The sequence below is a fragment of the Paenibacillus sp. S25 genome (assembly GCF_019454085.1).
GTDB classification, from domain to species: domain Bacteria; phylum Bacillota; class Bacilli; order Paenibacillales; family Paenibacillaceae; genus Paenibacillus; species Paenibacillus polymyxa_B.
In genome coordinates this window covers 5214852-5239463 of sequence record NZ_CP073683.1, presented here as the reverse complement: position 1 = coordinate 5239463, position 24612 = coordinate 5214852, and the positions used below count along the sequence as shown (strand labels likewise).

The 24612-nt window shown below is 46.5% G+C and carries 22 protein-coding genes, 1 tRNA gene and 2 rRNA genes; all 25 read left to right on the top strand.

What is annotated here, in order from left to right; all coding sequences use genetic code 11:
- Positions 1-96 precede the first annotated feature (96 nt).
- The 25 genes from KAI37_RS23040 (at position 97) to rplK (ending at position 24601) form a co-directional block, all read left to right on the top strand.
- Positions 97-172, top strand: a tRNA-Ala gene (locus tag KAI37_RS23040).
- A gap of 233 nt (positions 173-405) precedes the next feature.
- Positions 406-3335: ribosomal RNA gene (locus tag KAI37_RS23035) — 23S ribosomal RNA — on the top strand.
- 152 nt (positions 3336-3487) lie between these two features.
- Positions 3488-3604 (top strand): 5S ribosomal RNA (gene rrf, locus KAI37_RS23030).
- Between the two features lie 163 nt (positions 3605-3767).
- Positions 3768-4955 carry a GNAT family N-acetyltransferase gene (locus tag KAI37_RS23025; RefSeq protein WP_220030268.1) on the top strand — a complete coding sequence of 396 codons (1188 nt, stop codon included), beginning with the start codon at positions 3768-3770 and terminating at the stop codon, positions 4953-4955.
- Positions 4956-5494: 539 nt separating this feature from the next.
- Positions 5495-5959 carry a CtsR family transcriptional regulator gene (locus KAI37_RS23020; RefSeq protein WP_013312188.1) on the top strand — a complete coding sequence of 155 codons (465 nt, stop codon included), beginning with the start codon at positions 5495-5497 and terminating at the stop codon, positions 5957-5959.
- Between the two features lie 69 nt (positions 5960-6028).
- On the top strand, positions 6029-6553 hold the full coding sequence (gene mcsA / locus KAI37_RS23015) for a protein-arginine kinase activator protein McsA (RefSeq protein WP_023990574.1): 525 nt from the start codon (positions 6029-6031) through the stop codon (positions 6551-6553).
- 28 nt (positions 6554-6581) lie between these two features.
- Positions 6582-7646 carry a protein-arginine kinase McsB gene (mcsB, locus tag KAI37_RS23010; RefSeq protein ID WP_023990573.1) on the top strand — a complete coding sequence of 355 codons (1065 nt, stop codon included), beginning with the start codon at positions 6582-6584 and terminating at the stop codon, positions 7644-7646.
- 44 nt (positions 7647-7690) lie between these two features.
- Positions 7691-10135 (top strand): ATP-dependent protease ATP-binding subunit ClpC, encoded by a 2445-nt coding sequence (gene clpC / locus KAI37_RS23005; protein ID WP_023990572.1) that lies wholly within the window; start codon positions 7691-7693, stop codon positions 10133-10135.
- A 240-nt stretch (positions 10136-10375) separates the two neighbouring features.
- A complete protein-coding gene (radA, locus tag KAI37_RS23000; protein WP_013312184.1) occupies positions 10376-11749 on the top strand; it encodes a DNA repair protein RadA in 1374 nt (457 codons plus the stop codon).
- 12 nt (positions 11750-11761) lie between these two features.
- Entirely contained in the window at positions 11762-12838 is a 1077-nt protein-coding gene (gene disA, locus KAI37_RS22995) for a DNA integrity scanning diadenylate cyclase DisA (protein WP_013312183.1), read from the top strand.
- A 54-nt stretch (positions 12839-12892) separates the two neighbouring features.
- A complete protein-coding gene (gene pssA, locus KAI37_RS22990) occupies positions 12893-13639 on the top strand; it encodes a CDP-diacylglycerol--serine O-phosphatidyltransferase (RefSeq protein ID WP_013312182.1) in 747 nt (248 codons plus the stop codon).
- A gap of 198 nt (positions 13640-13837) precedes the next feature.
- Positions 13838-14923 (top strand): PIN/TRAM domain-containing protein, encoded by a 1086-nt coding sequence (locus KAI37_RS22985; protein WP_076294714.1) that lies wholly within the window; start codon positions 13838-13840, stop codon positions 14921-14923.
- 70 nt (positions 14924-14993) lie between these two features.
- Complete coding sequence (gene ispD, locus KAI37_RS22980) at positions 14994-15692, top strand: 2-C-methyl-D-erythritol 4-phosphate cytidylyltransferase (protein ID WP_053326187.1); 699 nt, start codon at positions 14994-14996, stop codon at positions 15690-15692.
- Positions 15689-16165: a 2-C-methyl-D-erythritol 2,4-cyclodiphosphate synthase gene (gene ispF / locus KAI37_RS22975; RefSeq protein ID WP_071643188.1), complete on the top strand. Its 477-nt coding sequence runs from the start codon at positions 15689-15691 to the stop codon at positions 16163-16165. Before ispD ends, ispF begins: the two co-directional genes overlap by 4 nt.
- A gap of 39 nt (positions 16166-16204) precedes the next feature.
- Positions 16205-17665, top strand: a complete 1461-nt coding sequence (gene gltX / locus KAI37_RS22970) for a glutamate--tRNA ligase (protein WP_076294715.1) — start codon at positions 16205-16207, stop codon at positions 17663-17665.
- A gap of 486 nt (positions 17666-18151) precedes the next feature.
- Entirely contained in the window at positions 18152-18832 is a 681-nt protein-coding gene (cysE, locus tag KAI37_RS22965) for a serine O-acetyltransferase (protein WP_076294716.1), read from the top strand.
- 24 nt (positions 18833-18856) lie between these two features.
- Entirely contained in the window at positions 18857-20260 is a 1404-nt protein-coding gene (gene cysS / locus KAI37_RS22960; protein ID WP_076294717.1) for a cysteine--tRNA ligase, read from the top strand.
- Positions 20257-20715 (top strand): Mini-ribonuclease 3, encoded by a 459-nt coding sequence (locus KAI37_RS22955; RefSeq protein ID WP_104495561.1) that lies wholly within the window; start codon positions 20257-20259, stop codon positions 20713-20715. The genes cysS and KAI37_RS22955 overlap by 4 nt, the downstream gene beginning before the upstream one ends.
- A gap of 55 nt (positions 20716-20770) precedes the next feature.
- Positions 20771-21517: a 23S rRNA (guanosine(2251)-2'-O)-methyltransferase RlmB gene (gene rlmB / locus KAI37_RS22950; RefSeq protein WP_013312173.1), complete on the top strand. Its 747-nt coding sequence runs from the start codon at positions 20771-20773 to the stop codon at positions 21515-21517.
- 4 nt (positions 21518-21521) lie between these two features.
- Complete coding sequence (locus tag KAI37_RS22945; RefSeq protein ID WP_076294718.1) at positions 21522-22043, top strand: NYN domain-containing protein; 522 nt, start codon at positions 21522-21524, stop codon at positions 22041-22043.
- A gap of 162 nt (positions 22044-22205) precedes the next feature.
- The gene (gene sigH / locus KAI37_RS22940; protein ID WP_016324748.1) at positions 22206-22850 is read left to right on the top strand and encodes an RNA polymerase sporulation sigma factor SigH; all 645 of its coding nucleotides are present in this window, start codon (positions 22206-22208) and stop codon (positions 22848-22850) included.
- A gap of 334 nt (positions 22851-23184) precedes the next feature.
- Positions 23185-23334, top strand: a complete 150-nt coding sequence (gene rpmG / locus KAI37_RS22935) for a 50S ribosomal protein L33 (RefSeq protein ID WP_023990562.1) — start codon at positions 23185-23187, stop codon at positions 23332-23334.
- A 20-nt stretch (positions 23335-23354) separates the two neighbouring features.
- On the top strand, positions 23355-23546 hold the full coding sequence (gene secE / locus KAI37_RS22930) for a preprotein translocase subunit SecE (RefSeq protein ID WP_013312170.1): 192 nt from the start codon (positions 23355-23357) through the stop codon (positions 23544-23546).
- A gap of 22 nt (positions 23547-23568) precedes the next feature.
- Positions 23569-24102, top strand: coding sequence for a transcription termination/antitermination protein NusG (gene nusG / locus KAI37_RS22925; RefSeq protein WP_007432596.1), 534 nt, complete (start codon positions 23569-23571; stop codon positions 24100-24102).
- Between the two features lie 73 nt (positions 24103-24175).
- Positions 24176-24601, top strand: coding sequence for a 50S ribosomal protein L11 (rplK, locus tag KAI37_RS22920; protein ID WP_007432595.1), 426 nt, complete (start codon positions 24176-24178; stop codon positions 24599-24601).
- The last annotated feature ends 11 nt before the right edge of the window (positions 24602-24612 follow it).

Sequence of the window (24612 nt, the reverse complement as noted above, 5' to 3'; positions counted from 1 at the left end):
ATGGAGAATCGTTTCCTGCAACGGAAACATTCAAATATGAAGCGTAAGCTTCAAAAAATCATCATTCCATTTGTTCAGTTTTGATGGAACTTGTGAGGGGCCATAGCTCAGCTGGGAGAGCGCCTGCCTTGCACGCAGGAGGTCAGCGGTTCGATCCCGCTTGGCTCCACCAATTACAATTTCATCTATAACTGTATGAGAATCGTTAACTCTTTGGAGATTGACTGATAATCAAACAGCTTTGCACCTTGAAAACTGGATACCGAAACGAAATTGCGTTTTAGAATATTCCTTTAAGCTGATCTTGTGTAAACAAGTGAAATAAAGGTAGCTGCCTTGAATTCCATTCACACGTAAGTGTTGAACCGAAATTCAAAGCAAATCGTATTTACCATGTAAATACTAGGTTAAGCTACAAAGAGCACACGGAGGATGCCTAGGCGCCAGGAGCCGACGAAGGACGTGGCGAACAACGATAAGGCCTCGGGGAGCTGTAAGCAAGCTTTGATCCGGGGATGTCCGAATGGGGAAACCCGGCTGTCTTCATCGACAGTCACTTTCTGCTGAATACATAGGCAGAATAGAGGCAGACCAGGGGAACTGAAACATCTAAGTACCCTGAGGAAGAGAAAACAATAGTGATTCCGTCAGTAGCGGCGAGCGAACGCGGATTAGCCCAAACCAAGGAGCTTGCTCCTTGGGGTTGTGGGACGTCTCACATGGAGTTACAAAGGAACCGGTTAGATGAAGAGGTCTGGAAAGGCCCGCCAGAGAAGGTAAAAGCCCTGTAATTCAAAACTTGTTCTCTCCGAGACGGATCCCGAGTAGTGCGGGGCACGTGAAACCCCGTATGAATCCGGCAGGACCATCTGCCAAGGCTAAATACTCCCTGGCGACCGATAGTGAAGCAGTACCGTGAGGGAAAGGTGAAAAGCACCCCGGAAGGGGAGTGAAATAGATCCTGAAACCGTGTGCTTACAAGAAGTCAGAGCCCGATCTATGGGTGATGGCGTGCCTTTTGTAGAATGAACCGGCGAGTTACGTTCCCGTGCAAGGTTAAGGTGAAGAGCTGAAGCCGCAGCGAAAGCGAGTCTGAATAGGGCGAATGAGTACGTGGACGTAGACCCGAAACCGGGTGATCTACCCCTGTCCAGGGTGAAGGTGCGGTAACACGCACTGGAGGCCCGAACCCACGCATGTTGAAAAATGCGGGGATGAGGTGGGGGTAGCGGAGAAATTCCAATCGAACCCGGAGATAGCTGGTTCTCCCCGAAATAGCTTTAGGGCTAGCCTCGGAAAGAAGAATCGTGGAGGTAGAGCACTGATTGGGTGCGGGGCCCGCAAGGGTTACCAAGCTCAGTCAAACTCCGAATGCCATAGATTTAGTTCCGGGAGTCAGACAGTGAGTGCTAAGATCCATTGTCGAAAGGGAAACAGCCCAGACCATCAGCTAAGGTCCCCAAGTGTGTGTTAAGTGGGAAAGGATGTGGAGTTGCACAGACAACCAGGATGTTGGCTTAGAAGCAGCCACCATTGAAAGAGTGCGTAATAGCTCACTGGTCGAGTGACTCTGCGCCGAAAATGTAACGGGGCTAAACACACCACCGAAGCTATGGCTTGATGCTTATGCATCAGGGGTAGGGGAGCGTTGAATGCGGGTTGAAGGTGTACCGTAAGGAGCGCTGGACTGCATTCAAGTGAGAATGCCGGTATGAGTAACGAAAAGATCTGTGAGAATCAGATCCGCCGAAAGCCTAAGGGTTCCTGAGGAAGGTTCGTCCGCTCAGGGTAAGTCGGGACCTAAGGCGAGGCCGATAGGCGTAGTCGAAGGACAACAGGTCGAAATTCCTGTACCACCGTAATCCGTTATGAGCGATGGGGTGACGCAGTAGGGTAGTGACGCGGACTGATGGATGTCCGTCTAAGCAGTGAGGCTGGTGTGTAGGCAAATCCGCACATCGTTAAGGCTGGGCTGTGATGGGGAGCGAAAATTGTAGTAGCGAAGGTCATGATCTCAGACTGCCAAGAAAAGCCTCTAGCCAGGAGAAGGTGCCCGTACCGCAAACCGACACAGGTAGGCGAGAAGAGAATTCTAAGGCGCGCGGAAGAACTCTCGTTAAGGAACTCGGCAAAATGACCCCGTAACTTCGGGAGAAGGGGTGCCTCGGTAGGGTGAATAGCCCGAGGGGGCCGCAGTGAAAAGGCCCAAGCGACTGTTTAGCAAAAACACAGGTCTGTGCGAAGCCGCAAGGCGAAGTATACGGGCTGACGCCTGCCCGGTGCTGGAAGGTTAAGGGGAGTGGTAAGCCCTTCGGGGCGAAGCTATGAACCGAAGCCCCAGTAAACGGCGGCCGTAACTATAACGGTCCTAAGGTAGCGAAATTCCTTGTCAGGTAAATTCTGACCCGCACGAATGGCGTAACGACTTGGGCGCTGTCTCAACGAGAGATCCGGTGAAATTTTAATACCTGTGAAGATGCAGGTTACCCGCGACAAGACGGAAAGACCCCATGGAGCTTTACTGCAGCTTGATATTGAATTTGGGTACGATCTGTACAGGATAGGTGGGAGCCGTTGAATCTTGAGCGCCAGCTTGAGAGGAGGCATCCTTGGGATACCACCCTGATCGTATCTAGGTTCTAACTTGGTACCGTAATCCGGTGCGAGGACAGTGTCAGGTGGGCAGTTTGACTGGGGCGGTCGCCTCCTAAAGAGTAACGGAGGCGCCCCAAGGTTCCCTCAGAATGGTTGGAAATCATTCGAAGAGTGCAAAGGCAGAAGGGAGCTTGACTGCGAGACCTACAAGTCGAGCAGGGACGAAAGTCGGGCTTAGTGATCCGGTGGTACCGCATGGAAGGGCCATCGCTCAACGGATAAAAGCTACCCTGGGGATAACAGGCTTATCTCCCCCAAGAGTCCACATCGACGGGGAGGTTTGGCACCTCGATGTCGGCTCATCGCATCCTGGGGCTGAAGTAGGTCCCAAGGGTTGGGCTGTTCGCCCATTAAAGCGGTACGCGAGCTGGGTTCAGAACGTCGTGAGACAGTTCGGTCCCTATCTGTCGTGGGCGTAGGAAATTTGAGAGGAGCTGTCCTTAGTACGAGAGGACCGGGATGGACGTACCGCTGGTGTACCAGTTGTTCCGCCAGGAGCACCGCTGGGTAGCTATGTACGGAAGGGATAAGCGCTGAAAGCATCTAAGCGTGAAGCCCCCCTCAAGATGAGATTTCCCAATTAGTAAGACCCCTTGAAGACGACGAGGTAGATAGGTTGGGGGTGGAAGTGCAGTAATGCATGGAGCTGACCAATACTAATCGGTCGAGGGCTTATCCTAAAAATAAAACGCAAATGAGTTTCGGATCCAGTTTTCAGGGTGTAACCTTGAAGGTATGTACAAGTGACATACGACAAGCGCATGGCTATTCATTCACACGATAAGTGATGAACCGAATAACCATACGGTAGAATTTGCACAGCAAATTCATGTTTGGTGGCGATAGCGGAGGGGTTCCACACGTACCCATCCCGAACACGACCGTTAAGCCCTCCAGCGCCGATGGTACTTGGACCGCAGGGTCCTGGGAGAGTAGGACGTCGCCAAGCAACAAGTAAAGAGGACCATGATCTCAATGAGATTATGGTTCTTTTTTTATGCGTTTTAGATGACCACCTGTTTCTAAGGTTGACAGAGAGAATGGGGTTTGCCACACTCTTAGTGTGTAATCTTTTTATGGATGCCCAAGTATACAAGCGAGGTGACGAAGTTATGGAGATCAGACAATTACAACGTGAGGAATTTGAAGCGGCTATTGAATTATCTCAATATGCTTTTCAGTTTACAATGTCCCTGGAGGATCTGGAAAAATCCAAGAAGAAATTCAAACCAGAGCAAACATGGGGAATATTCGACGGACATGACTTGAATGCTAAATTGACTTTGTTACCCCTACAGGTATACATAAACGGTCAGGTTTTTGATATGGGGGGCATTGCTGGTGTGGCAACGTGGCCAGAAAAGCGTCGCGGAGGCATGGTGTCACGTTTGTTGACGCATGCGCTTGAAGAGATGAAGTCTGCGGGACAAAGCCTTTCTTTTCTGCATCCATTCTCCTTTGCCTTCTATCGTAAATTTGGTTGGGAAACGTATATTGAATATAAAAAGTACGTCATTCCCATTGATAAATTCCCTGCAAAACTTAAAACAGAAGGTACAGTCAAACGTGATGTCAAAGATATTTCAGAACTGGACCAAGTGTATCAAGCGTATGCATCTCGTTATAATGGCACGCTGGTACGAGATAAGGAATGGTGGCAAGAGCGGATTTTAAATGAGAACTATCGAACTGCGGTATATTACTCAGAAACAGGCGATCCTCAGGGATATGCGCTATACAAAATTGAAGATAAACAGTTGAATTGTGATGAGTTGGTATATGAAAATGAGACGGCTCGTCGGGCTTTATGGACTTATTTTGCAAATCATGACTCAATGATAGCCCAAGGTAAATTTAATTACGTTCCAGCAGATGACAATCTACCATTTTTACTCGATGATCCACGAATTCAACAAGAAACTGTGCCTTATTTTATGGGTCGTATTGTGGATGCAGCTGCTTTTATAGAAAGATACCCTTTTGAACAGATTGGAGAAGAAACAAGTTTAACCTTAAATCTGACTGATCGGTATGCTCCATGGAATGATGGATTATGGAGATTAACGATTACTACGGAGGGGCAAGGACATCTGGAGAGAGTGGATATAAGCAATTCATCTGAAAACGCCATAGTAGCTGACTTGAAACTTGGGATTCAGTCACTGATGACTCTGATGCTTGGTTACCAGCAGGCTGATGATCTGTATAAATGGGGGCGTATTGAAGGCAGCAGTGAGTCTGTGTCTGCCATTAAACGTGTAATACCGGTAAAACAAACGTTCTTATTGGATTTTTTCTGATAAAGGCCATTTAGTTCTTCTTAGGCTTCATCTTTCAGGGAGCATGACTTGTGTGGTTATCAAAATTTTCAAAACTCTTTCTGTAATGGGAAGAGTTTTTTTATGATATTGTATAAAACATAATTAGATTGCGAAAAATGGTATTGACCCCTTGGCAAAAATGAATAATGTGCTATAATATGAATATAGTCAAAGAAAGTCAAAGTCAATCAAACCTCGTGTGATTCTGTAGAAGTATTATGTTGATGGATTGGCTGTATAAGGTAATTTTGATAGCAAAGAAGTAAATGAGGATCGAAATGATTTGCGTATAGTTAGGAGCTGACTCTTATGAACATAAGAGAAGTGTATGATTAATCGCAAATAAAGGCCACACTAGAGACAAAACGGTACAATTCCAATGGATGTAGATAAGGCAATAGCCTGAATACAGCTTAGATTCGTGACTTTACCGTTTGGTTAAGTTCAATATACGGCGGACTCTGTGGAGCGTAAAATGTACTTGAATACTTGCGTTTCCGTTAGTGGAGGATGATGAAATGCGCAATGTTTCCGATATTATTGAACAATATTTGAAGAGTATATTGCTGGAAAGTCCCCAAGGTTTAGTGGAGATTCAGCGCAATGATCTGGCTGATCGCTTTTCCTGCGTGCCGTCGCAAATTAATTATGTAATTAGCACCCGGTTTACGCTGGAAAAAGGCTATGTAGTGGAAAGTAAACGCGGTGGCGGGGGCTACATTCGTATTCAGCGGATTCAGCTGCCTGCACAGCATGCCATCCATACACATCTTCATCAGAGCATCGGGGAGGAAATAAGCCAATCGGCAGCCGAAGGACTGATTTATCAGTTAGAGGAAGCCCATTTTTTAAGCAAAAGGGAAGCTAATCTAATGAAGGCTGCTTTATCAAGGGATACATTATTACTGAAGCTTCCCTATCGTGATCAACTGCGAGCAAGATTGCTTAAGGCTATGCTGATCTCGTTGCTGGCGACCAAATAGTATGTGAATAGAGACTAACGTTTGGATGTAGGGATTGGTATAAATCCTGACATTGAAGGAGGTGCTTTTATGCTGTGCCAAGAATGTAATATGCGGCCGGCAACTTTGCATTTCACCAAAATTGTGAATGGCGAAAAGACAGAGTTTCATATTTGTGAGACGTGTGCCAAGGAAAAAGGGGAGATGATCCCTGGAACACCTAACGGCTTTTCGATTCATAGCTTGTTGTCGGGGATGTTGGATTTTGACTCCAGTACAAAGAGCCAGTCTCCAGGCCACAGTGGTCCGCAGAACCTGCAATGCAAGGATTGTGGCATGACCTATGCACAGTTTAGTAAGCTGGGACGTTTCGGATGCCCATCGTGCTATCAATATTTTGATAGTCGTCTGGACCCTCTGTTCAAGCGTGTGCATGGCAGTACGAATCATGTTGGTAAAGTTCCGGTTCGCACTGGAGGCCGACTGAAGGTTAAACGGCAAATTGACGATTTGAAAAAAGAGATGCAACAGCATATTGTACAGGAAGAATTTGAATCAGCTGCTGAGCTTAGGGATCAAATCAGAGAGCTTGAAAAAGAAATGACTGAAGAGTAAAGTTTGTGAAGAGTAGGAGGGATGCGTAATGCCCAATATTCGGTTTACGGAGAAGCCGCTAAGTGACTGGATGCGTGGTGATGCTGCGGATTCGGAGATTGTCATTAGCAGCCGGGTGAGAATTGCGCGTAACTTGCAGCATCTGCCTTTTCCCATGCTTGCTACCAATCAGCAGTCGGAAGAAGCACTTCAACGCTTGACGGATATCCTTCAGTATGATGATTTAGGCGGTTTTGGTACTTTTCATACGTTGAAAATATCCGAGTTGGATGAGATCGACAAGCAGGTGCTGGTTGAGAAGCATTTGATAAGCCCAAATTTGGCGAACGAATCTCGTAACGGTGCTGTTTTAATTAGCGATGATGAATCGGTTAGTGTTATGATAAACGAAGAGGATCATCTGCGTATCCAGTGCTTATATCCGGGATGTCAGGTTAGGGAAGCTTGGGAACGCGCTATGGTTATTGATGATGCATTTGAAGCGCATGTTGATTATGCATTTGATGATCGGAGAGGTTTTCTGACCAGTTGTCCGACGAATGTCGGCACAGGTATGAGAGCTTCGGTGATGATGCATTTGCCTGCATTAGTTATGACTCATCAAATCAATCGTATATTGTCTGCTGTTTCACAGGTAGGTCTTACAGTTCGTGGCATTTACGGTGAAGGCAGCGAAGCGGTCGGAAATTTGTTTCAGGTATCTAATCAGATTACACTGGGACAAACCGAAGCGGAGATTATTGAAAATCTACATGGCGTGGTGCTACAAATTATTGAGCACGAGCGTTCTGCCAGAGAAAGGCTAATGAATGAATCTATGCTGCGAATTACAGATCGGGTGATGCGTTCATTCGGTATTTTGTCATATGCAGCAGTATTGGATTCCAAGGAGGCTGCACAGCGGCTATCCGATGTACGTCTTGGCGTAGATTTAGGAATTTTGGAGCGTCCTTCCACTGCAGCGATGAATGAGCTGAATGTGATGACACAACCCGGGTTCCTGCAAAAAAGCTTTGGGGATAAAATGAATACCGAAGAGCGCGATATGTACCGGGCGAAGCTGATCCGGCAAAAATTAGGCACAACCCTTTAATATATAGAATGATCTGAAATACACACTGTGGAGGTGCAGGATATATGATGTTTGGAAGATTTACGGAACGTGCACAGAAAGTGCTTGCTTTGGCTCAGGAAGAAGCTGTTCGATTGGGACACAACAACATTGGCACAGAGCACATTTTGCTAGGCCTCATTCGTGAAGGTGAAGGAATAGCCGCGAAAGCCTTAATCGGTTTAGGGCTGGGACTGGAAAAGATCCAGGATGAAGTGGAAACGCTGATTGGACGCGGTCAAGAGCAACCGACGAACATTGCCTATACTCCACGCGCCAAAAAAGTCATCGAACTGTCTATGGATGAAGCCCGCAAACTGGGTCATACCTATGTAGGTACAGAACATATTTTGCTTGGTCTTATTCGTGAAGGCGAAGGCGTAGCAGCACGTGTCCTGAACAACCTGGGCATCAGTCTGAACAAAGCGCGTCAGCAAGTGCTTCAATTGCTCGGCAGCAGCGAGGCTGTTTCCAGTCATCACGGTGCTCCAGCTAATGTCAGCACGCCAACTCTGGACAGTCTGGCACGTGATCTGACGGCATCTGCGAAGGAAAACAACCTGGACCCTGTTATTGGGCGTAGCAAGGAAATTGAACGCGTAATTCAGGTGCTCAGCCGCCGTACAAAGAACAATCCGGTTCTAATCGGTGAGCCTGGGGTAGGTAAAACGGCGATTGCCGAAGGATTGGCCCAAAAAATCATAGCGAATGAGATTCCCGAAACGTTGCGCGACAAGCGCGTAATGACGCTGGATATGGGTTCTGTGGTAGCAGGCACCAAGTATCGTGGTGAATTCGAAGATCGTTTGAAAAAAATTATGGACGAGATTCGTCAAGCGGGTAATATCGTGTTGTTCATTGATGAGCTGCATACGCTGATTGGTGCTGGTGGAGCGGAAGGCGCAATTGATGCGTCCAACATCCTGAAACCTGCTCTGGCACGTGGCGAGCTGCAATGCATCGGTGCGACCACGCTGGATGAATACCGCAAATATATTGAGAAAGATGCTGCTTTGGAACGTCGTTTTCAACCCATTACAGTGGATCAGCCTTCTCCAGAAGAGGCGATTCAAATCTTGTATGGTCTGCGTGACCGTTACGAAGCGCATCACCGTGTAAAGATCACAGATGAGGCTATTGAAGCGGCCGTAAAATTGTCAGATCGTTATATCACCGATCGCTTCCTGCCAGATAAGGCTATTGACCTTATTGATGAAGCGGGCTCCAAAGTAAGGCTGAATTCTTACACTGTACCGCCAAACCTGAAACAGCTGGAAAACCGTCTGGAAGATATCCGTAAGGAAAAGGATTCAGCGGTACAAAGTCAGGAGTTTGAAAAAGCGGCAGCGCTGCGTGATACAGAGCAAAAAATTCGTGAAGAGCTAGACGTGACGAAAAACCAATGGAAAGAACAACAGGGTCGTACAGATTCTGAAGTTACACCAGAGGATATCGCTCAGGTCGTTGCAATCTGGACAGGTGTTCCAGTCAGCAAGCTGAAAGAGGAAGAAACACACCGCTTGTTGAATATGGAAGAGTTGCTGCATGAGCGGGTAATTGGACAGGATGAAGCAGTTAAGGCAGTAAGCCGGGCAATTCGTCGGGCACGTGCCGGACTGAAAGATCCGAAGCGTCCAATCGGTTCCTTTATTTTCCTTGGCCCAACTGGGGTTGGTAAAACAGAGTTGGCACGTGCCTTGGCTGAATCCATGTTTGGAGATGAAAATGCGGTTATCCGTATTGATATGTCCGAATATATGGAGAAGCACTCCACGTCCCGTCTGGTAGGAGCACCTCCAGGGTACGTTGGATACGAAGAAGGCGGTCAACTGACTGAGAAGGTACGTCGTAAGCCATACTCTGTTGTGTTGCTGGATGAAATTGAAAAAGCACACCCAGAAGTATTCAATATTCTTCTACAAGTGCTGGAAGATGGTCGTCTAACAGATTCCAAAGGTCGTGTCGTCGATTTCCGTAACACACTCATCATCCTAACATCTAATGTTGGTGCACAGGCGATTAAACGTAACTCCACGCTTGGTTTTACAGCTGTAGTGGACGCCGGGGCGGATTACGATAATATGAAGGGCAAAGTGATGGATGAACTGAAGAAAAGCTTCCGTCCTGAGTTCTTGAACCGGATTGATGAAATTATCGTTTTCCATTCTCTCGAAGAAAAACATATTGCCGAAATTGTGTCACTCATGTCTGAGGAGCTGCGTAAGCGCCTGAATGAGTATGAGGTGGACTTCGAGTTGACAGACAACGCTAAAAAATTCCTTGCCAAGGAAGGCTTTGATCCAGCGTATGGTGCGCGTCCATTGCGTCGTGCAATCCAGAAGCATATTGAAGATCGCCTGTCCGAGGAACTGTTGACTGGCAATATTACTAAAGGTGACTCTCTCTTCATTGATGAGGAGAATGGCGCATTGACTGTAACGAAAAAGGATAATGTATCTGCCAAGTCCTAAAGCAGTTTACTAAATAAATAGTAGAAAAGGGTGTCTCGCAGGCTGAAAAGCTATTGCGAAGACACCCTTTTTGTGTATAAAACACGGTGAAAAGGTTGGGTAAATGCTTTGGGAAAGTTTGTGATATTGCTTTACGTCCGCCAAGCTTCAATGGTAAACTTTTATTGTTACAGCTCTTTCTGGGCTGTATGAACATAAATTTGACATCATCGTCGTCAATAAGGAGCCAAGGAATAAAGTATGGCTAAAGTGAAAACTAAATTTTCCTGTACGGAATGTGGTTATGAATCGCCCAAATGGTACGGAAAATGTCCTGGATGCCAGGCATGGAATTCCATGGTCGAAGAAACGGAAAGCGTTGTAAAAACTCAAGGAATGGGGTCTTCCCTTCTTACTCATAGCACAAAAGACAAGCCACTCCCTATTATAGAGGTGGAGAGTGGCAAAGAAACACGAATTTTGACGGGAATTGGAGAATTGAATCGAGTACTCGGTGGAGGTGTGGTGCCGGGTTCACTCGTTTTGGTGGGCGGTGATCCGGGAATCGGTAAATCTACGCTTATGCTGCAAACATCTAATGAGCTAGCTTTAACTGGTTTAAAGGTGCTATACGTGTCTGGTGAGGAATCTGTCCGTCAAACGAAACTACGTGCAGATCGGCTCGGTGCCTTGTCCCCCAGCCTATACGTATTATGTGAGACGAATTTGGAGACGATTGAAGAAGCGGTGGACAGCTTGAAGCCGGAGTTTTTGGTCATCGACTCGATACAGACCGTATATTTGCCTGAGGTGACGAGTGCACCAGGTAGTGTGGCTCAGGTGCGGGAGTGTACTTCACGCTTTATGCGAATTGCCAAGGGGCTAGGTATTGCTACAGTATTGGTAGGACATGTGACCAAGGAAGGAGCCATTGCAGGTCCACGTTTGTTGGAACATATGGTTGATTGTGTGCTTTATTTTGAAGGAGAGCGTCATCATACGTATCGGCTTTTGCGTGCAGTTAAAAACCGTTTCGGTTCTACAAATGAAATTGGTATTTTTGAAATGGCTGAAAGCGGTTTGCGTGAGGTGTCAAATCCTTCTGAACTATTCCTGTCTGAACGACCACTGGGGGTGGCGGGTTCTACTGTTGTAGCCAGTATGGAAGGAACCCGACCTGTATTGGTTGAACTGCAAGCATTGATTGCAGCTACGCATTTTCCATCTCCGCGCCGAATGGGCACAGGAGTCGACCATCATCGAATGGGATTAATCATAGCCGTGCTAGAAAAGCGGATGGGCATGTTTTTGCAAAACCAGGACGCTTATCTCAACGTAGCCGGAGGCGTGAAGTTGGATGAACCGGCGGTGGATTTGGCTATCGCTGTGAGCATTGCTTCCAGCTTTAGGGATGCTCCTACCAAGCCGTACGATGTGATTTTTGGCGAGGTGGGACTGACAGGTGAGGTACGTGCGGTATCCCGAGCAGAACAGCGAGTACGGGAAGCGGAGAAACTAGGTTTCAAACGGGTGATCATGCCGGAGAAAAGCTTGAAGGGCTGGACACATCCGAAAGGGATTCAAATTATAGGAGTAGGAACGGTGGCAGATGCACTGGCAGCCGCATTAGATTAGGGGGCATTGAGAATGAAAGAAGCGAGCCAACTGGATAAAATGAACGATTTGCTGCGGCTTGTGGCACCGGGAACTCCCTTTCGCGACGGGTTGGAAAACGTTTTGCGTGCCAAAACGGGTGCTCTTCTGGTCGTTGGCTATAGCCCAGAAGTTATGGAAGTCGTGGATGGCGGTTTCTCCATTAATTGTGATTTTTCGCCTAACTATTTGTATGAGTTGGCTAAAATGGATGGCGCAATCATATTGAGCGAGGATTTAAAACGAATTTTATATGCCAATACGCAACTGATTCCGGACTCCTCCATTTCTTCAATTGAAACAGGAATTCGGCATCGGACAGCAGAACGAGTTGCAAAGCAGACTGGCAAACTAGTGGTGTCTATTTCCCAGCGGCGTAATATTATTACCTTGTATCAGGGGACCTTACGGTATGCGCTCAAGGAAATCGGGGTTATTTTGACGAAAGCCAATCAGGCTATTCAGACGTTAGAAAAATATAGATCCGTGTTGGGGCAAGCCTCTACGAATTTGACAGCTTCTGAATTTGAAGAGCTGGTTACCATGCCGGAGGTCGTTAATGTCATCCAGCGGATCGAAATGGTGCTGCGCATCAAAATGGAGATCAAACGATTTATTAATGAGCTCGGAAATGAGGGCCGTCTGATTAGTATGCAGATGGAAGAGCTTGTCAGCAATATTGAGGAAGAAGCATGGTTGCTGTATAAGGATTATGCCAAAGACGATAGCGACGAGAAGATTCGCGAGATTATATTGGGACTCAAACGTTCTACGGACGACGAACTGTTGGATGTAAATCATATCGTACGTTTACTAGGCTACCCTTCTTCAGCTGCGACATCAGAGGAATATATTGCTGCACGCGGCTATCGGGTGCTTAACAAGATACCACGTTTGCCGAATGTGATTATTCATAATCTGGTGGAGCGGTTTGGACGTTTTCCACATGTCATCACAGCAACGATAGAAGAACTGGATGAAGTGGATGGTATTGGAGAGGTTCGTGCGCGTACGATTAAAGAAGGTCTTAAACGTTTGCAGGAACAAGTTTTCATTGACAGGCAAATGTAAATGTAATACAGTGAAAGGATTATAATGGAACAATTCATACATTGAGGTGAAGAGATGATTACCAAATCAATTCCGAACATGTGTACCTTAGGTAACTTGTTTCTCGGAATGATCGCCATTTTATTGGCTGTAGACGGAAAATACAGTCTTGCCGCTATTATGGTTATTGTCGCCATGTTGTTGGACGGACTGGATGGAAGGATGGCCCGGGTCCTGAATGCCCAAAGCGAATTCGGTAAAGAACTGGACTCCTTATCAGATATGATATCTTTTGGCGTTGCTCCCGCAGTTATTATGTACATGGTTGCTTTTCATGATGCGAATTCTGCTCTCGCTTGGACGGTTACTGCTATTTTCCCGATGTGCGGAGCGTTGCGTTTGGCTCGCTTTAACGTACGGCCTGGTGTACCAGGTTATTTTACGGGTTTGCCAATTCCGGCAGCAGGTGGCGTATTAGCCACTTTGTCCTTATTCCATAACGATATTTCTTTGTTATACATGTCGATTGCCATGTTGCTGGTCTCTTATTTGATGGTCAGCTCCATGAAATATCCGAATTTTAAAAAGGTTGGCCTCCCGAAAAAAGCAATTTGGGTGGCTCCATGGGTCGTAATTGCAGCGGTGGTGTTGGCTGTTAAATTCCCTGATCAGCTGTCGAAGCTGATTTTTGTACCGCTGGTGCTGTATGCATTGTATGGTATGAAGCTGAACATTCGTAAGCTATCACGCAGACGTGGACGTGATCGGGAGCGTTCCAGTCAGGAAGAACAGGACGATCAATATCGTCATTCACAGCGTTAGTATCAAGCAGAAACAAGAATAAGAATAAGCATTTATTTCCTTGAATCATTTCAGGGAGATAAATGCTTTTTTTATGCATAAAAAGTGAAAACACAGGGTTAGTTATGTTGAAAATGGATCATACTGGTAATACAAATGCTATGTATCCAATAAATAGCAGACTATATGAAAAGAAAACAAAGGAGGTATAGAGACTCAATGTGGAGAAAGGCTATTTTAACTTTTACAGGATTGTGCGGAGCATGGTTTGGCTATACGTTATACCAGCGGGTAGGAGGCATTGTATCGTGGATGCCACAATGGTTGAGTGATGGATCTTTACCAGGAATGGTTGTTTGGATGATGGCGGGAGCAGTGCTATTTATGGCTGGATGCTCATTCGCAGGGGCATCTGTGGCGAATCGATTGCAGCAGGGCATTGAAGGCTTGGTGCGAATTCCGATGAACGAAATGATGGCAGGTGTGATCGGCTTAGCGGTGGGATTGATACTTTCCTTAGCAGTTTACCCGCTTTTTTCATGGTTGGGGGCTCCGGGTCAACTTATCCAGACGGCTGTTACCGTGATATGCGGATATGTAGGATTAATGGTTGGACTAGAAAAGCGTGACGAGTTGTCATCCTTTTGGAGTTCTGGTTTTTTTGGTCGGGGAACGGGTGTAGAAGAACGCAAGCTGGAGGAACACAAAATATTGGACACCAGCGTCATTATAGATGGGCGTATTGCGGATATTTGCAAGACGGGTTTTATTGAAGGAACGATTGTAATTCCTGAATTTGTGCTGGAGGAGCTTCAGCATATTGCAGATTCATCAGATTTGCTTAAGCGTAATCGTGGACGGCGGGGTTTGGATATTTTGAATAAAATCCAAAAAGAACTGGATGTGAATGTGCTCATTTACGAAGGTGACTTTGAGGAGATTTCAGAGGTCGACAGTAAGTTGGTCAAGCTGGCAAAGGTGTTACAGGGTAAAGTTGTAACTAATGATTTTAACCTGAATAAAGTATGCGAACTTCAAGGTGTATCGGTGCTGAATATTAACGATTTGGCGAATGCAGTGAAGCCTGTCGTACTGCCCGGTGAGGAAATTATGGTGCAGATTATTAAAGACGGCAAGGAGCATGGGCAGGGTGTAGCCTATCTGGATGATGGCACGATGATTGTTGTAGAAGGCGGGCGTGACTATATTGGCTCTCTGATGGAGGTGCTGGTCACGAGTGTACTTCAGACCTCAGCCGGCCGTATGATCTTTGCCAAACCGAAATTATTGGAAAAAGCTCAATAAACGCGGTATGATGAAGTAGATGTGTTATCATACGGATCGTCCAAGTGCGATCAGGGCAGGAGTTATTTGAATGAACAATCGGGTAGGAGTTGTCATTGTGGCAGCAGGGCGCGGCTCCCGTATGGGGACGCAGGAGAGCAAGCAATTTCTGCTTTTGCGGGACAAGCCCATCTTCATACATACACTTGAAATATTCGCAGCTATGCCCGAAGTGGATGAAATGGTGATGGTGACTGGGACAGGAGATGTGGAACGTTGCCGAGATTGGATTCATCAATACAAAATCGGTAAAAATGTACGGGTGGTGGCTGGTGGCAGTGAACGCCAGCATTCGGTTTATCGCGGTCTGCGCCACTTACAAGCGGATTGGGTGATGGTGCATGATGGTGTGCGTCCACTAATTCAACCTGAGCTTGTACGTTCATGCCTTGAGGCAGCCCAGCGTACTGGTGCTTCTGTAGCGGCAGTACCTGTAAAGGATACAGTCAAGCAAGTGAACGGGGATGGTATCATTACAGCAACGCCGGATCGCCGAAGTCTGTGGAGTATTCAAACGCCACAGACTTTTCGTCTTTCCGATCTGCTGCGAGCCTATGAGGAAGCGGAGCAGTCGGGCTTCTTGGGAACAGATGATTCTATGCTGATAGAGCGGCTAGGAATTCCGGTTACTGTCGTTCAAGGCAGCTACAAGAACATCAAAATTACTACGCCTGAGGATTTGGATATGGCGGCATTATGGGTAAAAACAGAGGGAGAGGATATCAAGTGATCAGAGTGGGACAAGGATTTGACGTCCACCAGCTGGTGGACGGAAGGCCATGCATCATCGGAGGTGTGAATATTCCGTATGAAAAAGGTTTGTTGGGCCATTCCGATGCAGACGTGCTGCTGCATGCCATTAGCGATGCCATCTTGGGCGCGCTTGGCTTGGGAGACATCGGGAAGCATTTTCCGGATAATGACCCAGAATTTAAGGATGCCGACAGTCTTAAGCTACTGGAGCATGTGTGGGGACTAGCTAAAGAGCGAGGATATCGCTTGGGGAATATTGATTCTACGATTATCGCACAAAAGCCCAAAATGGCATCTTATATTCCGCAGATGAATGAAGTCATCGCTCGGGCGCTGGAAGCAGAGGAGCTATCCCAGGTGAACGTCAAGGCGACCACGACAGAGCAACTCGGGTTTCCCGGCCGGGGTGAAGGAATCGCCGCTCAATCGGTTGTCTGTCTTATTAAGTAAATGCTATCATCTTGAGTAATTCAATTTGGAGGAGATTATATGAACACGGAAGTTCGTGTACGTTATGCACCAAGCCCTACAGGGCATCTGCACATTGGAAATGCCAGAACGGCATTATTTAATTATTTGTTTGCCCGCAATCAAGGTGGGAAATTTATTATTCGTATCGAAGACACAGATGTGAAGCGCAATATTGAGGGCGGAGAAGAAAGCCAACTTAAATATTTGAAATGGTTGGGTATGGACTGGGATGAGAGCGTAGACGTGGGAGGCGAGTTTGGACCTTATCGTCAGACTGAACGCTTGGACATATATAAAACGTACTGGCAGGATTTGCTGGACCGTGGTTTGGCTTACCGTTGTTACTGCACTGAAGAAGAGCTGGAGCGCGAGCGTGAAGAGCAGACGGCACGTGGGGAGACACCACGCTATTCTGGGAAACATCGTGATCTAACAGAAGAACAGTGCCAGGCATTTGAAGCAGAGGGCCGTGTACCAAGTATTCGTTTTCGCGTACCGGAAGATCGTGAATATACGTTTGACGATATCGTAAAAGGTCAAATTACGTTCAATTCCAAGGAAAGCGGCGATTTTGTTATCGTCAAAAAGGATGGTATTCCGACATATAACTTCGCAGTAGCAGTTGACGATTATTTAATGAAAATATCGCATGTACTACGGGGCGAAGACCATGTTTCCAATACACCGCGGCAGTTGATGATCTTTGAAGCTCTTGGCTGGGAGCCGCCACGCTTCGGTCATATGACGCTGATTGTAGGCGAGGATCACAAAAAGCTCAGTAAGCGTAACGAATCCATTATTCAGTTCATGGAGCAGTATGACAAGTTGGGCTATTTGCCAGAAGCTATATTCAACTTCATTGCACTGCTGGGCTGGTCCCCGGAAGGCGAAGAAGAAATCTATGATCGGGAACAACTGATTTCGATTTTCGATCCTAATCGTTTGTCCAAAAGTCCAGCTGTGTTTGATACAAATAAGCTTGCTTACCTGAACAATCACTATATTAAAAAGGCTGATCCTGAGCGAATTGCCAGCATGGCGATTCCACATCTCCAGGCAGCGGGACTGTTGCCGACTGAACTGTCTGCGGAACAACTGGATTGGGCTAAGGCCCTTGTTCGCTTATACCAGGAACAGATGACTTCTGCATCCGATATTGTAGCGTTGTCTGAGTTGTTTTTCCGTTCACATCTGGAACTGGATGCTGAAGCAGCAGCTGTATTGGCCGAAGAGCAGGTTCCTGAGGTACTTAGAGCTTTTGCAGGTAAAGTTGAAACGAGCGAGGAATTTACAGCTCCACAAATGGCTAAGCTGATCAAGGAAGTTCAAAAGGAAACTGGTTTTAAGGGAAAACAACTATTCATGCCGATTCGTGTGGCTCTTACAGGGCAAACGCATGGACGGGATCTGAATGAAACTATCTTTTTGCTCGGACGTGACAAGGTACTGGATCGTCTTAAGGCACAAATTAAAGGCTGATATTTCTTGTCAATTTGTTGTCTTTTCGCTATAATGACTCCATTGATATGGATTGATATTTACGTGTAAAGGCTGCGAACAGGAGAAGTACACTGCATATGGGCATCTGCCAGAGAGGACGGTCGAGGGGAAACCCCGGGCTGAGAGCCGTCCAGATGACCTGCGGAGGAAATGCGCCTGGGAGCCGTGCGCCCGAACTCTCATTAGCTCAAATGCTGATGTGACAAGGGCGTGCCGAGTCGTTCCCGTTACAGGACGCCAAAGACGGACTGCTTTGCTTTTTATGCAGCAGATATGTTCGAAGCAGAGTGGGACCACGTTCATGCGTCTCTGCAGCTTAGGCTGCGGAGGCGCTTTTTCTTTTTTATCAGACTCAGACTCATTATAGATAGAAAAATGTCGAAGAGTGCTGGTGGATGCGGAAATTGGCGGAACGTGAAGTGTTGTGATGATGCGGCAAGGATATGAAGGGAATAGGAGGGCGACATGTTCAGACATTTCAGATCCGACATTCAGACTGTTTTGGATAATGATCCGGCCGCCCGGAGTATGCTTGAGGTCATTTTTACGTATTCCGGCGTTCATGCCCTTTGGGCACACCGAATCGCACATTGGTTTTATTTGCGAAACTGGTGTACTCTAGCCCGTGTTATATCCCAGGTATCGAGGTTTATGACAGGCATTGAAATTCATCCTGGCGCTCGTATCGGAGATCGGCTGTTCATTGACCATGGCATGGGAGTTGTCATCGGTGAAACCTGTGAGATTGGCGACGATGTCGTATTGTATCAGGGGGTCACACTCGGCGGGACTGGGAAAGAGAAAGGGAAGCGCCATCCGACCATTGGAAATAATGTTGTTATCGGCTCTGGTGCGAAGATATTGGGCTCTTTTACGATTGGAGCACAGTCCAACATTGGCTCCAACTCGGTTGTGCTCAAAGAAGTCCCACCAAACAGTACGGTGGTAGGAATCCCGGGGCGAGTTGTCAGACAGGATGGTAGGCGTCCAGACCGACTTAGTCATCAGTTGCCTGATCCGGTTGTGGACTCTATGAGAGAACTTCAACGGGAAATAGAACGTTTGCGTGCAGAAATATCTGATTTGAAGGATGGGCCATCCGCTCAGAAACATCAGGTGACCCAAGAGAATAAATTAGAAAAATGATTTTCATGAGGGAGGAACATAACAATGCCGCTTCAAATTTATAATACAATGACGAGGAGTCGGGAGCCTTTTGTGCCACTGGAGCCTGGAAAGGTTAAAATGTATGTATGCGGACCTACCGTGTATGATTACATTCATATTGGCAATGCACGACCTGTAATTGTATTTGACGTGGTGCGCAGCTACCTGGAGTACTTGGGCTATGATGTAAACTATGTGGTGAATTTTACGGATGTTGATGATAAACTAATCCGCAAAGCTCGGGAACTTGATATGGATGTTTCGGCAGTTGCTGAGAAATTTATTGCTGCCTACCATGAGGATCTGGCAGGATTGAATGTTCCTACTGCCAGCATGAACCCTCGTGTAACAGAGAGCATGGACCTGATTATTGATTTTATTAAGGAATTGGTAGACAAAGGCTATGCTTATGAAAATGATGGCGATGTATTCTATCGGACCAAAAAGTTCAAAGATTACGGACAACTATCAGGTCAAAATCTGGAAGAGCTTCAGTTCGGAATTCGCATTAATGTGGATGAACGCAAGGAAAATGCCGAGGACTTTGTACTCTGGAAGGCAGCGAAGCCGGGTGAAATTCACTGGTCGAGCCCTTGGGGAGATGGACGACCAGGCTGGCATATCGAATGCTCTGCTATGGCTCGCCATTATTTGGGGGATACACTGGATATTCATGGGGGCGGACAGGATCTGCAATTTCCGCATCATGAATGTGAATGCGCACAATCTGAAGTGATTACGGGTAAGCCTTTATCTCGCTACTGGATGCATAACGGATATATTCGCATAGATAATGAAAAAATGTCGAAATCACTCGGTAATGGTATTTTGGTTAAAGATTTGCGCGCTCACCACAAGCCGGAGGCTTTACGTTATTTTATGTTGTCGACACATTACCGGAATCCGTTGAACTATAACCAAGAGACTATGAGTCAGGCGGAGAACAGTGTCGAGCGGATCGCCAATGCAGTTGCCAATGTGAAGCATCGTTTAGCTAATGCGCTGGAAGGTAATGGGGGAGTATCGACGGAACTGCAAACGAAGCTCGACGGAATTTTGCAGCAGTTTGGCGAAAAAATGAATGATGATTTTAATACACCTGATGCGATTACTGCTGTATTTGATTGGGTTAGCGAAGCAAACCATTTGTTGCAGCGAGATGTCGTACATCAGGCGGAACTACAAGCTGTATTGCATACCTTTCATTCGATGAATAGCGTACTTCGCATTTATTCGGAACCGAGTGAAGAGTTGCTGGATGACGAAATTGAGCAGTTAATTGCAGAACGTGTCGAAGCTCGTAAGACCAAAAACTGGGGTAGAGCTGACGAAATTCGTGATCTGTTGGCTGCAAAAGGCATTGTGCTTGAAGATACGGCGCAGGGGATGCGGTGGCGGCGAAAATGAGTGATAAGCCACTGAACTCAGGAGCATCGGAAGGTACGGGGAACTGGTTCCCGTACCCTGCATCCAAGCCAGCCCGTTTGATGCCCCCCATTGCACTAGCTTACATTGGTGATGCAGTGTACGAGGTAGCTGTCCGGCAATATTTGTTGGCTCAGCCTAACCTGCGTCCAAATCATCTGCATCGGCGAGCCACAGGGCTAGTCTCCGCCAAGGCGCAGAGTCGCATGTTGGGGCTATTGGAAAAGGTACTGACGGAAGAAGAACGCGATATTGTCCGACAAGGAAGAAATGCTAAATCAGGAAGTTTGCCCAAAAATGCTGATGTGCTTGAGTATCGGCATGCCACTGCACTGGAAGGGTTGATTGGATCTCTTTATTGTGATGGACATTTGGACAGATTAAGAGAGTTGATTACGTTCGGAATTGCACAAATGGAAAATACAGAAAAATTATAAATGGGAACGGACTGGATGGAACAAGCATCGTCCGTTTCCCGGGAGGAAGCTAGAGATGGAAGAAGAATGGATTGCCGGTAAGCATTCGGTAACGGAGGCATTGCGTTCAGGCAGAACGATAAATAAAATATGGATTGCGGATAATGCACAAAAACATTTGACGCTGCCGATTACAGCTGAGGCGAAAAAAGCAGGAATCATTGTCTTGCAGGTGGACAAGCGTAAGCTGGATCAAATGGTTCCGGGCATTCAGCATCAGGGAGTGGTCGCGCAAGCTGCGCCTTTTGCCTATGTTGAAGTGGAAGAATTGCTCGCCACTGCTCGTGATAAGGGAGAAGAGCCGTTTTTAATTTTGCTGGATGAGATTGAAGACCCTCATAATTTGGGCTCCATCCTTCGTACAGCGGACTGTACTGGAGCGCATGGTGTTATTGTGCCGAAAAGGCGTTCTGCAGCTGTAACTGTAACGGTGTCCAAAACATCGGCAGGTGCTGTGGAGTATGTCCCGGTGGCGCGTGTAAACAATCTGGGACAAACCATTGACCGTCTTAAAGAAGAAGGTGTATGGGTAGTTGGTACGGATGTTACAGCGACAGACCCTGTCTTTGGGAATGGAGTATTCACGGGACCAGTAGCCATTGTCATTGGTAACGAAAATAAAGGAATGGGCCGTTTGATCCGTGAGAAATGCGATGTACTCGTCAAGCTGCCAATGGCGGGGCAAATTAATTCCCTTAATGCTTCTGTAGCTGCAGGTGTTGTCATGTACGAAGTATTGCGCGGACGACAGGCGCGGGGCTAACGATATGGCTGACATGCGGGATGTTCTGCTTGTGGACGGTTACAACATGATTGGAGCCTGGCCCGAACTTTCCGCACTGGTACAATCTGGTATGCAGGAAGCGAGGGACAGACTTCTTGAACGGCTGGCGGATCATCAGGCGTATTCCGGCAGAAGAGTCATCGTCGTATTTGATGCTTACAGAGTGCCAGGATTAGGTAAAACCTTTGCCCAGAGCAAAGTCCAAATTTATTTTACCAGAGAAAAAGAAACTGCTGATGAGTGCATCGAGCGATTGGTTCGGGAGCTGAGCAGTAAAAGAAGAAGTATTTACGTAGCCACAAGCGATCAGGTAGAGCAACATGTCGCATTTGGGCAAGGTGCACTCAGGGTGTCGGCGCGGGAATTACTGATCGAGATTGAGGAGTCCGAAAAGGAAGTGCAGAAGCGAATCCAGCAGGATAGTGCCAAATTGTCTCGTAACTCGCTAGATGCCAAACTGAGTCCGGAGCTTCGAAAGTTGTTTGAACGATGGAGAAGAGAATAAACCAATAATTGGACCCTCCTCCATTTTGAAACCATTGACAATTTTGTTAGCGCTCTTCTTTTTTAGGTTGTTGTGGTTGACGGTATCAGGTTACATCGCGTATACTTGTCGTATATTTGAGAGAGTAACGGGTACCTTGCGTTGCAGCCGGAGGGATTGTTAGTGAGTGTGGACCTCAAGGATATCATGTTGTCAAAGTTTGATTACAAAAATGATGAAGACATTGTCGGAGCAGTCCATGAAGGTGATGGGGAAGCGCTGGAGTTTCTGATTAACAAATACCGGAACTTTGTGCGGGCCAAGGCTAGATCCTACTTCCTGATTGGTGCTGATCGCGAGGATATTATTCAGGAGGGCATGATTGGTCTCTACAAATCCATTCGTGATTTTAAGGGAGACAAGCTTGCTTCGTTCAAGGCTTTCGCCGAGTTGTGCATTACACGACAGATTATTACGGCAATTAAGACGGCTACACGACAAAAGCACATTCCTCTGAACTCTTACGTGTCTCTGGACAAGCCCATCTATGATGAAGAGTCAGACCGGACGTTGCTCGATGTGATTTGCGGAACACAAGTAAGTGACCCTGAAGAGCTGATAATCAATCAGGAAGAGTTTGTGGGCCTTGAGGACAAGATGTCCGAGATTCTGAGCGAGCTGGAACGCAAGGTACTTATGTTGTATCTAGACGGACGTTCGTATCAGGAGATTGCAGAGGATCTTGACCGCCATGTGAAATCCATTGATAACGCGCTGCAACGGGTCAAGCGTAAACTTGAAAAGTATCTGGAAGTAAGAGATAGTTGAAAGTAGAGGCTGACAGGGAAAAGGCTCGAGTCCGAGTCTTTTTTTATTCGTTATAGGTAGATTATGCAGGTTTATAAGTGTTACAAATGATTTATACTAAAAAAGATGAATAATAGATATCGCCTTGATTTTTGAAGCAGCTTTTCAGAGAACAGTTTTAAAGGATGCACAGATGTTAAAATGCACCACAGCCGGGACTGCGAATTGTATGCAAACATTCGTTGACATGGAAAACCCCGTGTGATAAAGTGTTTTAGGTAGGCCTAAATTCGCGGTTTTTTTTAGGATCAATTATGAGACTTCCGGTGTTGGATGTCTTCGGGAGGTGCACATCATGCGGGTAATTATTACTTTGGCTTGTACAACATGCAAACAAAGAAATTACACAACGACGAAAAACAAGCGTAATCACCCCGACCGCATGGAGATGAAGAAATTCTGTAAGTCCTGTAACGAACAGACTTCTCATCGGGAAACCAGATAGTTTTTGGAGGTGTAGTCGGCGTGAAACGCAGTTTCAAGTCTCTGTTTTCCTTTTTCTCTGAAAGCTGGGCTGAACTCAAGAAGGTTCGCTGGCCCAATCGTAAAGAACTGACCAACTATACGCTGATTGTCATAGGGACAATTGCGTTCGTCACGATTTATTTTTGGGTTCTCGATATCGGCATTTCCGCTGTGATCGAAGCGATTATCTAGGAAGGGTTCCAGGTGGCTTGATATGGAAAAAAGATGGTACGTCGTTCATACCTATTCAGGGTATGAGAACAAAGTCAAAGCCAATTTGGAAAAACGCGTTGAGTCCATGGGCATGGAAGACAAGATATTCCGTGTTCTTGTTCCTATGGAAGAAGAACTGGTAACCAAGGACGGTAAGAAAAAAACCGTTATGCGTAAAGTCTACCCTGGTTATGTCTTAGTCGAAATGGTCCAAACCGACGACTCTTGGTATGTTGTACGCAACACACCAGGTGTTACGGGATTTGTAGGGTCGACAGGCTCGGGTTCCAAACCGACGCCATTGCTTCCAGAAGAAGTTGAACAGATTCTGAAGCATATGGGCATGGTAGAGCCGAAACCGAAGATTGAATTCGATGTTAAGGAATCCGTGCGAATTAAAGTTGGTCCTTTTGCGAATTTTGTGGGCTCCGTGGAAGAAATTTTGGTTGAGAAGAGCAAGCTTAAGGTTCACGTCAACATGTTTGGACGGGAAACCCCGCTTGAGTTAGATTATACTCAAGTGGAGAAAATATAGATTTTTCTTACAGGTTTCTTGTGGGAGGATCGATAGGTCCGTCTACCACTATTGAGTCAAGGAGGTGTCATCCATGGCAAAAAAGGTAATTAAAATGGTAAAACTGCAGATTCCTGCAGGGAAAGCTAATCCAGCGCCTCCAGTAGGTCCAGCTTTGGGTCAAGCAGGTGTCAACATCATGGCATTCTGTAAAGAGTTCAATGCTCGTACTGCTGATCAAGCAGGCCTGATTATTCCGGTTGAAATTTCGGTATTTGAGGATCGTTCTTTTACGTTCATCACCAAAACTCCACCGGCTGCTGTTCTGTTGAAAGTTGCTGCTAAAATCGAAAAAGGTTCCGGTGAACCGAATAAAACGAAAGTTGCAACTGTAAATCGCGCTGCTGTTCGTCAAATTGCAGAGCAAAAAATGCCTGACCTTAACGCAGCTTCCGTAGAATCGGCAATGCGTATGGTTGAAGGTACTGCTCGCAGCATGGGTATCACCATCGTAGATTAATTTTATTAATC